The organism is Enterobacter sp. BNK-34, from assembly GCF_048684445.1.
GTDB classification, from domain to species: domain Bacteria; phylum Pseudomonadota; class Gammaproteobacteria; order Enterobacterales; family Enterobacteriaceae; genus Enterobacter; species Enterobacter pseudoroggenkampii.
This window is the reverse complement of the sequence record NZ_JBLQUA010000001.1, coordinates 261,103-275,738: the sequence shown is the minus strand read 5'-3', so window position 1 is coordinate 275,738 and position 14,636 is coordinate 261,103. Positions and strand designations below refer to the sequence as shown.

The following is a 14,636-nucleotide window of genomic DNA, read 5'->3' as shown; positions in this document are numbered from 1 at the left end:
GGCTTCAGGCCGTACCAAAACGACAAAACAAATCTCATTCTGATTACCCTACCGGTGCTGTACAGAATGAACCTGGCGAAAGCTATGTTTCAGGAGTGCAACAATGAGTACATTAAGCCACGCGGCGAGCAGCGCTGAAAAGCGCACCAACGCCCGCTACTGGATAGTGGTGATGCTGTTTATCGTCACGTCCTTTAACTATGGTGACCGCGCCACGCTGTCGATTGCCGGTTCGGAAATGGCAAAAGATATCGGCCTTGATCCCGTGGGCATGGGTTACGTTTTCTCCGCATTCTCATGGGCCTACGTCATCGGGCAAATTCCAGGCGGCTGGCTGCTGGACCGTTTTGGATCTAAACGCGTCTATTTCTGGTCCATCTTTATCTGGTCTGCCTTTACCCTGCTGCAGGGCTTCGTCGATATCTTCAGCGGCTTCGGTATTATCGTGGCACTCTTCACGCTGCGCTTCCTGGTGGGCTTAGCGGAAGCGCCTTCCTTCCCGGGCAACAGCCGCATTGTCGCTGCCTGGTTCCCGGCGCAGGAGAGGGGGACGGCGGTGGCGATTTTCAACTCCGCACAGTACTTCGCAACGGTGATCTTCGCGCCAATCATGGGCTGGCTGACGCATGAGGTGGGCTGGTCACACGTCTTCTTCTTCATGGGTGGGCTTGGGATCGTCATCAGCTTTATCTGGCTGAAAGTGATCCACGAACCCAACCAGCACCCTGGCGTGAACAAAAAAGAGCTGGAGTACATCGCAGAAGGCGGTGCGCTGATCAACATGGATCAGAAATCCGCGACGGCAAAAGTCCCGTTCAGCCAGAAATGGGCGCAGATCAGGCAGCTCGTCGGTTCGCGCATGATGATCGGCATCTATCTGGGCCAGTATTGTATTAACGCCTTAACCTACTTTTTCATCACCTGGTTCCCGGTATACCTGGTTCAGGCCCGTGGTATGTCGATTCTGAAAGCGGGATTCGTCGCCTCGGTCCCGGCAATCTGCGGTTTCGTCGGCGGCGTGCTCGGCGGGGTGATTTCCGACTGGCTGATGCGCCGCACGGGGTCACTGAACATCGCGCGTAAAACGCCTATCGTGCTCGGCATGCTGCTCTCCATGACCATGGTGTTCTGTAACTACGTCAATGCCGAGTGGATGATCATCGGCTTTATGGCGATGGCCTTCTTCGGCAAAGGCATTGGCGCGCTGGGCTGGGCGGTGATGGCGGATACGGCCCCGAAAGAGATCAGCGGCCTGAGCGGCGGTCTGTTCAACATGTTCGGCAACATCTCCGGGATTGTTACGCCCATCGCGATCGGTTACATCGTCGGCACCACCGGATCGTTCAACGGTGCGCTGATCTACGTGGGTGTGCATGCGCTGGTGGCGGTATTGAGTTACCTGGTGCTGGTGGGGGATATCAAACGCGTCGAACTTAAACCTGTTGCGGAGCGTGGCTGATGACAACGCAATCGAGTCCAATCGTCACGGAGATGAAGGTCATCCCGGTGGCCGGGCAGGACAGCATGCTGCTCAATATTGGCGGTGCGCATAACGCCTGGTTTACCCGTAATATCGTCGTACTGAAAGACAGCGCAGGAAATACCGGCGTGGGCGAGGCCCCTGGCGGAGAGGTGATTTACCAGACGCTGGTCGATGCCATTCCGCAGGTCGTGGGCCAGGAAGTGGCCCGTCTGAACAAGGTGGTTCAGCGGGTGCATAAGGGTAATCAGTCGGCAGACTTTGAGACGTTCGGTAAAGGTGCCTGGACGTTTGAACTGCGCGTCAACGCGGTCGCCGCCCTGGAGGCCGCCCTGCTCGATTTACTGGGTAAGGCGCTCAATGTCCCGGTCTGCGAGCTACTGGGACCCGGTAAACAGCGCGATGCGGTCACCGTGCTGGGCTATCTGTTCTACGTTGGCGATCGCAATAAAACCGATCTCCCCTATCTGGCCCGAACCGCGGGCGACCACGACTGGTATCAGCTGCGCCATCAGGAAGCGCTCTCCAGCGACGCGGTGGTGCGGCTGGCCGAGGCGGCGCAGGATCGCTACGGCTTTAAGGATTTCAAGCTGAAGGGCGGCGTGCTGCCCGGCGAGCAGGAGATTGACACGGCCCGGGCGCTGAAAAAGCGCTTTCCGGATGCACGGATCACCGTCGATCCCAACGGCGCATGGCTGCTGGATGAAGCGATTAGCCTGTGCAAAGGGCTAGGGGATGTTCTGACCTATGCGGAAGATCCCTGCGGCGCGGAGCAGGGTTTTTCGGGCCGTGAAGTCATGGCTGAGTTCCGTCGCGCCACCGGGCTGCCTGTCGCGACCAATATGATTGCTACCAACTGGCGCGAAATGGGTCACGCGGTGATGCTAAACGCCGTCGACATACCGCTGGCGGACCCGCACTTCTGGACGCTTTCAGGCGCAGTGCGCGTGGCGCAGCTGTGCGACGACTGGGGGCTGACCTGGGGCTGTCACTCGAACAATCACTTTGATATTTCGCTGGCGATGTTTACCCACGTTGGCGCGGCGGCGCCGGGTAACCCGACCGCCATCGACACCCACTGGATTTGGCAGGAAGGGGAAGCCCGCCTGACGAAAAATCCGCTGGAAATCATCAATGGCAAGATTACCGTACCGGATGCGCCGGGCCTGGGCGTGGAGATTGACTGGGATCGGATCCATAAAGCCCATGAGGCGTATAAAAAATTGCCGGGCGGCGCGCGTAACGACGCGGGCCCGATGCAGTACCTTATTCCCGGCTGGACTTTTGACCGTAAGCGCCCTGTTTTCGGACGTCACTGATAAAAGGATTGAACGATGAGTACTTTTTCTACCCCTGTAGTTACCGCCATGCAGATCGTTCCGGTTGCGGGCCATGACAGCATGTTGATGAACCTGAGCGGCGCGCATGCGCCATTCTTTACCCGCAACATTGTCATTATCAAAGACAATTCCGGCCATACGGGCGTGGGCGAAATTCCGGGCGGGGAGAAGATCCGCCAGACGCTGGAAGATGCCATTCCGCTGGTGGTGGGCAAAACGCTGGGTGAGTACAAAAATGTCCTCAACACTGTGCGCAACACCTTTGCCGATCGCGATGCCGGTGGGCGTGGCCTGCAGACCTTCGATCTGCGCACCACCATTCACGTGGTGACCGGGATTGAATCCGCCCTGTTGGATCTGCTGGGTCAGCATCTGGGCGTCAACGTTGCGTCGCTGCTGGGCGAGGGTCAGCAGCGCAGCGAAGTGGAAATGCTGGGCTATCTGTTCTTTGTTGGCGACCGCAAGCTGACGCCTTTGCCGTACCAGGGCCAGCCGGACGAACAATGCGACTGGTACCGGCTCCGCCACGACGAGGCGATGACTCCGGATGCGGTGGTGCGCCTGGCGGAAGCCGCTTATGAAAAATATGGCTTCAATGATTTCAAACTGAAGGGCGGCGTGCTGGCCGGTGAGGAAGAGGCGGAAGCCGTGACCGCGCTGGCAAAACGCTTCCCGCAGGCGCGCGTGACGCTGGATCCGAACGGCGCATGGTCGCTTAATGAGGCCATTGCGATCGGTAAACAGCTGAAAGGCGTGCTGGCGTATGCGGAAGATCCGTGTGGGGCAGAGCAAGGCTTCTCAGGACGTGAAGTGATGGCGGAATTCCGTCGCGCTACGGGGCTGCCGACCGCGACCAATATGATTGCGACCGACTGGCGTCAGATGGGACACACCCTGTCATTGCAGTCTGTTGATATTCCGCTGGCGGACCCGCACTTCTGGACGATGCAGGGGTCGGTGCGCGTGGCGCAGATGTGCCATGAGTTTGGCCTGACCTGGGGCTCGCACTCTAACAACCACTTCGATATCTCTCTGGCGATGTTCACTCACGTCGCCGCCGCCGCGCCGGGCACGATCACCGCTATCGACACCCACTGGATCTGGCAGGAAGGTAACCAGCGTCTGACTAAGCAGCCGTTTGAGATCAAAGGTGGCATGGTGCAAGTGCCTTCCACCCCGGGGCTGGGGGTTGAGCTGGATATGGATCAGGTCATGAAGGCCCACGAGCTGTATCAAAAACACGGTCTGGGCGCGCGCGACGACGCGATGGCGATGCAGTATTTGATCCCGGACTGGACATTCGACAATAAACGCCCGTGCATGGTACGATAAACGCATTGGGACCGCTCCCATGAGCGGTCTTTTACGTGGTGTATGCTTAACGTAACGACTATGCGTAAGGATGGCTTATGAAAATTGTTATCGCACCGGACTCGTATAAGGAAAGTTTGAGTGCGCTTGAGGTTGCGACAGCGATAGAACGTGGTTTTCGCGAGATCTTTCCCGAGGCGATTTACGTCAAACTGCCGGTCGCGGACGGTGGCGAAGGGACGGTTGAGGCGATGATCGCGGCAACGCAGGGACGCATTGTACATGTTCCGGTGACCGGCCCGCTGGGTGAGTGCGTGGAAGGGTTTTATGGCTTATCCGGTGACGAGCAGAGTGCCTTTATTGAAATGGCGGCGGCAAGCGGCCTGGAGCTGGTTGCGCCTTCGCAGCGTAATCCGCTGAAAACCACCTCCTGGGGCACGGGCGAACTGATTCGTCACGCGCTGGATGCGGGCGTTAAGCATATCATCATTGGCATTGGCGGCAGCGCCACCAATGACGGCGGCGCAGGGATGGTGCAGGCGCTGGGCGCTAAATTGCTCGACGCCAGCGAACAGCCTCTTGGGCAGGGCGGGGGCGAGCTGGGAAAACTCGCGCGTATCGACCTGAGCGGGCTGGACAGACGTCTGGCGGAGTGCCGGATAGAAGTCGCCTGTGATGTGACGAATCCGCTTACCGGAAAGGATGGCGCGTCAGCCGTATTTGGCCCGCAAAAGGGGGCCACTCCCGAGATGATCGTTACCCTGGACAACGCGCTGGCGCACTATGCGAGCGTGATTGCCCGGGATCTGTATATCGACGTGCTTAACCTTGCGGGCGGCGGCGCGGCGGGTGGCATGGGGGCCGCGCTGTACGCTTTTTGCGGCGCGCAGCTGCGCCAGGGCATCGAGATCGTGACCGATGCGCTACACCTGGCCGATCAGGTAGCCGATGCGGATCTGGTGATCACGGGGGAAGGTCGCATCGACAGCCAGACGATCCACGGCAAAGTCCCGGTGGGCGTGGCAAAAGTGGCGAAACGCTTTAACAAACCCGTCATCGGCATTGCAGGCAGCCTGACGGCGGACGTTGGTGTGGTTCACGATCACGGCATTGATGCCGTGTTTAGCGTGATCTACACCATCTGCTCGCTGGAAGACGCGCTGGAAAATGCCGGCGAGAACGTCAGGATGGCCGCAAGGAATATCGCGGCGGTGCTGAAAGTGGGGCAGGGGATGTAGTTCTCCCTCTCCCCGTGGGAGAGGGGCGGGATGAGGGCATCAGGCCGCACCCGCAATCGTAGGCCCGGTAAGGCGAAGCCGCCACCGGGCTTTTACCTCAGCTCCCCAACACCTTCATCGCTTCCCGCGTCACGTTATCCATTTCATCCAGCAGCTCCAGGAACTCCGGTTCAAGCTCCGATTCCGGCGTACCGGCACGCAGCTGCTGTTCCAGCAGCTGGCAGAGGTTTTTCAGCCGCGGTACGCCGCTGTACCCGCAGCTACCGTGCAGCTTGTGGATTGCTTCCAGCAGATCTTCCGGGTTTTCACCCACCAGCTGCTCTTCCACCTTATTGCGAATTTCCGGCAGAAACGCGACCAGCATTTGCAGCATCTCGCGGGCCAGATCGGGTTTACCTGCCGCCTGGCGCAGAGCAAGCTGCCAGTCAAGGGTCGCGTTCTGGTTGACGGTTATTTCAACCGGCTCGCTGGATACCGTGTACGTCCCGCCAATATGACCCGGCTTATAGCGTAACAGCAGGTTATGAAGTTTCTCTTCATCGATTGGCTTCGCCAGATAATCATTCATTCCGGCGCTCAGCAGCTTCTCTTTCTGACCGGCCATCGCGTGTGCGGTGACTGCAATCACCGGCGTTTGCTGCTGATGCGGCAGCTGGTGGATCAGCTCGCAGGCACGAATGCCATCCATGCCCGGCATCTGAATATCCATAAGGATTAAATCAAACTGCATCTGCTTAGCCTGTTCAACCGCCTGCGCGCCGCTGGTGCACAGCTCCACATGCTGAACCTGGTCTTCAAGCAATGCGCCAATGAGCTTCAGGTTGGCCGGATTATCATCCACCGCCATCACGCTCATCGGCAATTTTTGCTCATCGTCAATCATCGGGAGGGCATGCTGGCTGAGACGGCAATATTCCGTGAGCGCAGGCAGCAGGCGGGTCGCGGTGAGCGGTTTAAGCAAGCAGGCGGCTGCCCCGTCATTTTTCAACTCTTCTGCATTGAGCTGCGCGTGGCAAGGCAGCGCCAGCAGCAGGTAGTCGGTCATCGACGCGGCTTTCGCCAGCCGCTCCTGCTGCATGGTCAGCTCGCCGGTGAAGGTGACCGGGATCCCCATCAGCAGGATGTCGTAATGCTCAACGGCCAGAGCGGAGAAGGTTGGGCTGTAGACCACCTCCAGCGGCGTGGTGCTTAAAATGTCGAGCGCGCACTGTGCTGCCGCCGCGTTAGGTTCGACGTAGGCCAGACGCTTGCCTTTCAGGCAGTCCGTCACCGGGCCATCGGTCAATACGTTTGGATTGAGGTCCAGATTAATGTGGAACCAGAAGGTTGAACCGCGGTTCGGCTGGCTGTGGAAAGAGATATCGCCGCCCATCTCGTTCACCAGGCGTTGCGTGATCACCAGCCCCAGACCGGTGCCGCCATGACGGCGGGAGATACTGGCATCCGCCTGACGGAACGCCTGGAACAGACGCGACTGGTCGCGCTCCGGAATCCCGATGCCGGTATCGCGGATCTGGACTTCAATCTGCACTTTATTGTTGCTGATTGAGCGTTTTTCTACCAGAATGTCGATGTTACCGCTTTCGGTGAATTTAATGGCATTCCCGACAAGGTTCGTAATGACCTGCTGCAGGCGCAGCGGATCGCCAATGACGTTATCCGGCACGTCGTTTTTAATGTTGAGCGTCAGCTCAAGGCCTTTGTCGTGGGACGAGTGCGCGAGCAGCGTCACCACCTCATCGAGCGTACTGCGAAGCGGGAAGGGAATGCTTTCCAGGATAAGTTTGCCCGCTTCCAGCTTCGAGAAGTCCAGCACGTCGTTAATGATCGCCAGCAGGTTGTTGGCCGAGCGTTCAATGGTGTGCAGGTGATCCCGCTGAGTCGGGTTGAGCTCGCTTTTCAGGGTCAGGCGGGTGAAGCCGATCACGCCGTTGAGCGGCGTACGCAGCTCGTGCGACATATTGGCCAGGAATTCCGACTTAATACGCGCCGCTTCCTGAGCGCGCTTTTTCGCCAGATCCAGCTCAACGTTCTGGATCTCCATCTGCTCCAGCGTTTCGCGCAGGTCGGACGTCGCCTGGTCAACGTTGTGCTGCATCTCTTCGTGGTATGCCGCCAGCGACATGGCCATCGAGTTGATGCCGTTCTTCAGCATATCCAGCTCACCCAGCATAAACCCTTCCACACGGCTGTCGAGCTGTCCCCGGCGAATGCGGTCAACCGTGTTAACCATGTTGCGGATGGGACCCGTCACGTCGCGCATCAGGCGCCAGCCGAAGATCAGCGCAATGCCGATGCAGAACAGCATCATCACGCCGGAGATGAAAATCTCTTTGTACTGCTGTAGCCGGACCGACTTGAGATCCAGCTCCAGCGCCACATATCCCAGCATATTATTGCTGGATTTGGCGTCGGACTGCGCAGACTCATCGGGGGAATAGCTTTCCGACACGATCGGCGTGCGCAGGATCATGATATCGCCGCGCCGCAGTACGGTGAGGTGACGCGGGAACGGCGTACCGTCCGGGATCTTCAGGGCTGCCGGATCGAGATGAAAGTTCGAGGTGACAAACAGGCGGTTATGTTCGTCGTAAACGGAAATGGCGCGTACGATGTCCGAGTGGCGGCGGTGGAGTACGCTGATTAACTGCCCAATGGATTCGCGGTTTTGCAGGTTCATGCCGTACTCGCTGGAGACGGCAAGCGGTTCGATAATGCTGGCGCCTGCATCCTCCAGCTGTCGCTGCAAATCGTTATAGCGGTGCACCACAAAGAAGATACTCAGCAGCAAACCGATGAGAACGGTGGGGGCGAGGATCAAAATCATCATGCGCGCGCGCAGGCTGTAGTTGGTCATGGCGTTCCGTTATGGGACAATTAAGATAATTATGTTTATGTGAGAAAAATCTCGGCGATGGCGCAATTCTACTCTGCAAAGCGACGCGTGACGACGCGTCAAATCATCACTGTTGAGGCCACGGACCTTGATCCGTTTGGTCAGGGAGTGGCACGCCACAATGGTAAGGCTCTGTTTATAACAGGTTTACTGCCAGCAGAACGAGCAGAAATTACGCTGACGGAAGATAAACGCCAGTTTGCGCGCGGGCAGGTTAAGCGTCGCCTCAACGATAGCCCGGAGCGTGTGGCGCCCCGCTGTCCTCATTTTGGCGTGTGCGGCGGCTGCCAGCAACAGCACGCGAGCACAGAATTACAGCAAAAAAGCAAAAGCCGCGCGCTGGCGCGTCTGCTTAAACATGACGTTAACGAAATTCTTGCCGATGAGCCCTGGGGCTATCGTCGTCGCGCGCGCCTGAGCCTCAGCTATCAGCCAAAAACGGAGCGGCTGGAGATGGGGTTTCGCAAGGCCGGCTCCAGCGACATCGTTGACGTGAAGCAGTGCCCCATTTTGGTGCCCCATCTTGAGGCATTGCTTCCGGAAGTGCGCATCTGCCTCTCCGGGCTGGACGGCGTTCGCCATCTTGGGCATGTCGAACTGGTCATGGCAAACAATGGCCCGCTGATGGTGCTGCGCCATACCGCGCCGTTGTCGAAAAAAGATCGCGAAAAACTGGAACGCTTTTCGCATTCCCACGACCTGGCGCTTTTCCTTGCACCACAAAGCGAGATACTTGAACAGGTTACCGGTGAGGCGCCCTGGTATGCGTCAAACGGACTACGCTTAACGTTCAGTCCGCGAGATTTCATTCAGGTCAATGATGGCGTTAACCAGCAGATGGTGGCGAAAGCGCTGGCGTGGCTGGATGTTCAGAAAAGCGACCGGGTGCTCGATCTGTTCTGCGGAATGGGCAACTTCACGCTGCCGCTGGCGCGAGAAGCGGCCAGCGTCGTCGGCGTGGAAGGCGTTGAGGCGCTGGTGGCGAAAGGGCAGGAGAACGCGCGGCAGAACGGCTTGCAAAATGTGACATTCTTTCATCAAAATCTTGAGGAAGATGTCACCCAACAGCCGTGGGCAAAGCAGGGCTTCGATAAAATTTTGCTCGACCCGGCACGTGCCGGTGCCCCGGGCGTGATGGCACATATTATTAAACTCGCGCCGAAGCGTGTGGTCTATGTTTCCTGTAACCCGGCAACGCTTGCCCGGGACAGCGAGGCATTACTCAGCGCGGGTTACCAGATTCAGCGTCTGGCAATGCTGGACATGTTCCCGCACACTGGGCATCTGGAATCGATGGTGTTGTTCGAGCACATCTAATTTGTTTGGCTTGTCGACTTCGACAGGCCCTGGTCCCTAAAGGAGAGGACAATGGTTGCGGTAAGAAGTGCACATCTCAATAAAGCTGGGGAGTTTGACCCACAAAAATGGATCGCAAGTCTGGGAATTTCCAGCCAGCAGTCGTGTGAACGCTTAACCGAAACCTGGGCCTATTGTCTGCGCACCACGCAGGGGCATCCCGACGCCGATCTTCTCCTGTGGCGCGGCGTGGAGATGGTTGAAATCCTGTCCATGCTGAACATGGACATCGAAACGCTGCAGGCCGCGCTGCTGTTCCCCCTCGCGGATGCGGACGTGGTCAGCGAAGACGTGCTGCGCGACAGCGTCGGGAAATCCGTCGTCGCGCTGATCCACGGCGTACGCGATATGGCGGCTATCCGCCAGCTTAAAGCCGCGCACACCGATTCCGTCTCCTCAGAGCAGGTCGATAACGTTCGCCGGATGCTGCTGGCCATGGTGGATGATTTCCGCTGCGTGGTCATCAAGCTGGCCGAGCGTATTGCCCACCTGCGAGAGGTGAAGGATGCGCCGGAAGACGAGCGCGTGCTGGCCGCCAAAGAGTGTACAAACATCTATGCGCCGCTGGCGAACCGCTTAGGGATTGGTCAGCTGAAATGGGAGCTGGAAGATTACTGCTTCCGCTATCTGCACCCGGCGGAATATAAACGGATTGCCAAACTCCTGCACGAGCGCCGTATCGATCGCGAGCACTATATCGAGGAGTTTGTCGGTGGCCTGCGTCAGGCGATGAAAGAAGAGAACGTGCGCGCCGAAGTCTACGGTCGACCAAAACACATCTACAGCATCTGGCGCAAAATGCAGAAGAAACACCTCGCCTTTGACGAGCTGTTTGACGTGCGCGCCGTGCGTATCGTGGCGGAGCGTTTGCAGGACTGCTACGCCGCGCTGGGGATAGTGCACACGCACTTCCGTCATCTGCCCGATGAGTTCGATGACTATGTCGCCAACCCCAAACCGAACGGCTATCAGTCTATCCATACCGTGGTGCTTGGCCCGGGCGGTAAAACGGTCGAGATTCAGATCCGCACCAAACAGATGCACGAGGACGCCGAGCTGGGCGTTGCCGCGCACTGGAAATACAAAGAAGGCACGTCCGGCGGGGCGCGTTCAGGCCACGAAGACCGCATTGCCTGGCTGCGTAAGCTGATTGCGTGGCAGGAAGAGATGGCCGATTCCGGCGAGATGCTCGACGAAGTGCGCAGCCAGGTCTTTGACGATCGGGTGTATGTCTTTACGCCGAAAGGGGACGTTGTTGACCTGCCGGCCGGCTCTACGCCGCTCGATTTTGCCTACCACATCCATAGCGATGTGGGGCACCGCTGCATCGGGGCGAAAATTGGCGGGCGTATCGTACCGTTCACCTATCAGCTGCAGATGGGTGACCAGATTGAAATCATTACCCAGAAGCAGCCGAACCCGAGCCGGGACTGGCTTAACCCGAACCTGGGGTATGTCACCACCAGCCGCGGACGCTCGAAAATTCACGCCTGGTTCCGTAAACAGGATCGTGACAAGAATATCCTTGCCGGTCGTCAGATCCTCGACGACGAGCTGGAGCATATCGGAATCAGCCTGAAAGAGGCGGAGAAATTCCTGCTGCCGCGCTACAACTTCAACGAGCTTGATGAGCTGTTAGCGGCCATTGGCGGCGGTGATATTCGTCTGAATCAGATGGTGAACTTCCTGCAGGCGCAGTTCAATAAGCCAAGCGCGGAAGAGCAGGACGCGGCGGCGCTGAAGCAGCTGCAGCAGAAAACCTACGCGCCGCAGCAGCGCAGCAAGGACAACGGCCGCGTGGTGGTCGAAGGGGTCGGTAACTTGATGCACCACATCGCCCGCTGCTGCCAGCCAATCCCAGGGGATGATATCGTCGGCTTTATCACCCAGGGGCGCGGAATTTCGATTCACCGTTCCGACTGCGACCAGCTTGCCGAGCTGCAGTCCCATGCGCCGGAGCGCATCGTGGAAGCGGTCTGGGGGGAAAGCTATTCCGCTGGCTACTCGCTGGTGGTGCGCGTTACCGCCAACGACCGCAGCGGCCTGCTGCGCGACATTACGACCATTCTCGCCAACGAGAAGGTCAACGTGCTGGGCGTCGCCAGCCGCAGCGATACCCGCGAGCAGCTTGCCACCATCGATATGACCATCGAAATCTACAACCTGCAGGTGCTGGGCCGCGTGCTCGGCAAGCTGAACCAGGTGCCGGATGTGATTGACGCGCGTCGTCTGCACGGCGGCTAAACATCCTCTTCCGTAGGCCGGGTAAGGCAACGCCGCCACCCGGCATTTTTTCATCAGGACAGAACTATGACTCAAATCGACCGCCTGCTCGGCATCATGACACGCCTGCGCGACCCTGAAAACGGCTGCCCGTGGGACAAAGAGCAGACTTTCGCCACCATCGCCCCGTACACCCTTGAAGAGACCTACGAGGTGCTGGACGCCATTTCCCGTGAAGATTTTGACGACCTGCGCGGCGAGCTGGGCGATCTGCTGTTCCAGGTGGTGTTCTACGCGCAGATGGCGCAGGAAGAAGGGCGCTTTAACTTTGACGATATTTGCGCTGCCATCAGCGACAAGCTTGAGCGCCGTCATCCCCATATTTTTGGTGACGCCACCGCAGGAAACAGCACCGAAGTGCTGGCCCGCTGGGAGCAGATCAAAAGCGCCGAGCGGGCAGAAAAATCCCAGCACTCCGCGCTGGATGATATCCCGCTGAGCCTGCCCGCGCTGATGCGCGCGCACAAAATCCAGAAACGCTGCTCCGCGGTGGGGTTTGACTGGACTTCCCTCGGCCCGGTGCTGGATAAAGTGCACGAAGAGATAGATGAGGTCATGCACGAAGCGCAGCAGGCGGTGGTGGATGAAGCAAAGCTTGAGGAAGAGATGGGCGACCTGCTGTTTGCGACCGTCAACCTTTCTCGCCACCTGGGTGTAAAAGCGGAAACGGCACTGCAAAAAGCCAACCTGAAATTCGAACGCCGCTTTCGCGAAGTTGAGCGGATTGTGGCCTCGCGCGGCCTGGAAATGAGCGGTATTGACCTCGAAGCGATGGAAGAAGTCTGGCAGGAAGTAAAGCGCCAGGAATCTGATCTCTAACGAAATTTTGCGATCAAGCGCAATTTGTGTGATTTTTTAAATGACAAGCGCTTGATTTGCGTCAAAAACATTTACCCAAAAGGGGCTATTTTCTCACTCCTTATGTTTGTCATGGCCTGGAATGGAGACGGAGAATGAAAGTTTGTGGCGCTCGCCGTGTTCGGGTATACTACTTTCCCGTCCTGGTTATTCCATCGTTTCACCCTAACTTCTCAGGTTCAGCATGACAACGAACTATATTTTTGTGACCGGCGGGGTCGTATCCTCTCTGGGTAAAGGCATTGCCGCAGCCTCCCTCGCAGCCATTCTTGAAGCCCGTGGCCTCAATGTGACCATGATGAAACTGGATCCGTACATCAACGTCGATCCGGGCACCATGAGCCCAATCCAACACGGGGAAGTGTTCGTTACTGAAGACGGCGCTGAAACCGATCTGGATCTTGGCCACTACGAGCGTTTCATCCGCACCAAAATGACCCGTCGTAACAACTTCACGACTGGCCGCATCTACTCCGACGTTCTGCGTAAAGAGCGCCGTGGTGATTATCTGGGTGCCACCGTTCAGGTTATCCCGCACATCACTAACGCCATCAAAGAACGCATTGTTGCGGGTGGCGAAGGCCACGACGTGGTGCTGGTTGAAATCGGCGGTACCGTGGGTGATATCGAATCTCTGCCATTCCTGGAAGCGATTCGTCAGCTGGCGGTAGATATTGGCCGTGAACACGCGCTGTTCATGCACCTGACCCTGGTGCCGTACATGGCCGCTGCAGGTGAAGTGAAAACCAAACCGACTCAGCACTCTGTTAAAGAACTGCTCTCCATTGGTATTCAGCCAGACATCCTGGTTTGCCGCTCCGATCGCGCGGTTCCGGCGAACGAACGTGCGAAAATTGCATTGTTCTGTAACGTGCCTGAAAAAGCCGTTATTTCAATGAAAGATGTCGATTCCATTTATAAAATCCCGGGCCTGTTGAAATCGCAGGGCCTGGACGATTATATTTGTAAACGATTCAGCTTGAACTGTCCGGAAGCTAACCTGTCTGAATGGGAACAGGTTATTTATGAAGAAGCCAACCCGGCAGGCGAAGTGACTATCGGTATGGTCGGCAAGTACATTGAACTGCCGGATGCCTATAAGTCAGTGATCGAAGCGCTGAAACACGGTGGTCTGAAGAACCGTGTCTCCGTGAACATCAAGCTGATTGATTCGCAGGATGTTGAAACGCGTGGCGTTGAAATCCTGAAAGATCTGGATGCTATCCTTATCCCTGGCGGCTTCGGCTACCGCGGTGTAGAAGGCAAGATCGCCACCGCGCGCTATGCGCGTGAAAACAATATTCCATACCTCGGCATCTGCCTGGGTATGCAGGTTGCGCTGATCGAATTTGCGCGCAACGTAGCGGGAATGGAAAACGCGAACTCTACGGAATTTGTGCCAGACTGTAAGTACCCTGTGGTGGCGCTTATCACTGAATGGCGTGACGAAGAAGGTAACGTCGAAGTCCGTACCGAGAAGAGCGATCTGGGTGGCACCATGCGTCTTGGCGCACAGGCCTGCCAGCTGACTGACGATAGCGTGGTTCGCAAGTTGTATGGCGAGCCGGTCATCACCGAGCGCCATCGTCACCGCTATGAAGTCAACAACATGTTGTTGAAACCTATTGAAGCCGCGGGCCTGCGTGTTGCGGGACGCTCCGGGGATGATCAGTTAGTCGAGATCATTGAAGTGCCAAACCATCCGTGGTTTGTCGCCTGCCAGTTCCACCCGGAATTTACTTCAACGCCACGTGACGGGCATCCGCTGTTTGCAGGCTTCGTGAAGGCCGCCAGCGACTACCAGAAGCGTCAGGCGAAGTAAAAAAAGTTAGAACGGCAACGCGTACCTTTGGTACGCGTTGTTTGTCTGGAGT

The 14,636-nt window shown here is 57.6% G+C and carries 9 protein-coding genes; 8 read left to right on the top strand and 1 reads right to left on the bottom strand.

What is annotated here, in order from left to right:
* Positions 1 to 103 precede the first annotated feature (103 nt).
* The 4 genes from gudP to ACMGG5_RS01425 all read left to right on the top strand — a co-directional run bounded on the left by gudP (position 104) and on the right by ACMGG5_RS01425 (position 5,369).
* Positions 104 to 1,459, top strand: a complete 1,356-nt coding sequence (gudP, locus tag ACMGG5_RS01440) for a galactarate/glucarate/glycerate transporter GudP (RefSeq protein WP_407858992.1) — start codon at positions 104 to 106, stop codon at positions 1,457 to 1,459.
* Complete coding sequence (locus tag ACMGG5_RS01435; protein WP_420277391.1) at positions 1,459 to 2,799, top strand: enolase C-terminal domain-like protein; 1,341 nt, start codon at positions 1,459 to 1,461, stop codon at positions 2,797 to 2,799. The genes gudP and ACMGG5_RS01435 overlap by 1 nt, the downstream gene beginning before the upstream one ends.
* Before the next feature lie 15 nt (positions 2,800 to 2,814).
* Positions 2,815 to 4,152 (top strand): glucarate dehydratase, encoded by a 1,338-nt coding sequence (gudD, locus tag ACMGG5_RS01430; protein ID WP_032648104.1) that lies wholly within the window; start codon positions 2,815 to 2,817, stop codon positions 4,150 to 4,152.
* 77 nt (positions 4,153 to 4,229) lie between these two features.
* Complete coding sequence (locus ACMGG5_RS01425; protein ID WP_420277389.1) at positions 4,230 to 5,369, top strand: glycerate kinase; 1,140 nt, start codon at positions 4,230 to 4,232, stop codon at positions 5,367 to 5,369.
* A gap of 97 nt (positions 5,370 to 5,466) precedes the next feature.
* Here the strand turns inward: ACMGG5_RS01425 and barA are convergent, their stop codons facing one another.
* A complete protein-coding gene (barA, locus tag ACMGG5_RS01420) occupies positions 5,467 to 8,226 on the bottom strand; it encodes a two-component sensor histidine kinase BarA (protein WP_420277388.1) in 2,760 nt (919 codons plus the stop codon).
* Positions 8,227 to 8,283: 57 nt separating this feature from the next.
* Between barA and rlmD the strand changes: the two genes are divergently transcribed.
* The 4 genes from rlmD to pyrG all read left to right on the top strand — a co-directional run bounded on the left by rlmD (position 8,284) and on the right by pyrG (position 14,584).
* Entirely contained in the window at positions 8,284 to 9,582 is a 1,299-nt protein-coding gene (gene rlmD / locus ACMGG5_RS01415) for a 23S rRNA (uracil(1939)-C(5))-methyltransferase RlmD (protein ID WP_045908473.1), read from the top strand.
* Between the two features lie 51 nt (positions 9,583 to 9,633).
* The gene (gene relA / locus ACMGG5_RS01410; RefSeq protein WP_008499628.1) at positions 9,634 to 11,865 is read left to right on the top strand and encodes a GTP diphosphokinase; all 2,232 of its coding nucleotides are present in this window, start codon (positions 9,634 to 9,636) and stop codon (positions 11,863 to 11,865) included.
* 66 nt (positions 11,866 to 11,931) lie between these two features.
* The gene (mazG, locus tag ACMGG5_RS01405; protein ID WP_420277387.1) at positions 11,932 to 12,723 is read left to right on the top strand and encodes a nucleoside triphosphate pyrophosphohydrolase; all 792 of its coding nucleotides are present in this window, start codon (positions 11,932 to 11,934) and stop codon (positions 12,721 to 12,723) included.
* Positions 12,724 to 12,946: 223 nt separating this feature from the next.
* Complete coding sequence (pyrG, locus tag ACMGG5_RS01400; protein ID WP_032648095.1) at positions 12,947 to 14,584, top strand: glutamine hydrolyzing CTP synthase; 1,638 nt, start codon at positions 12,947 to 12,949, stop codon at positions 14,582 to 14,584.
* Positions 14,585 to 14,636: the final 52 nt, after the last annotated feature.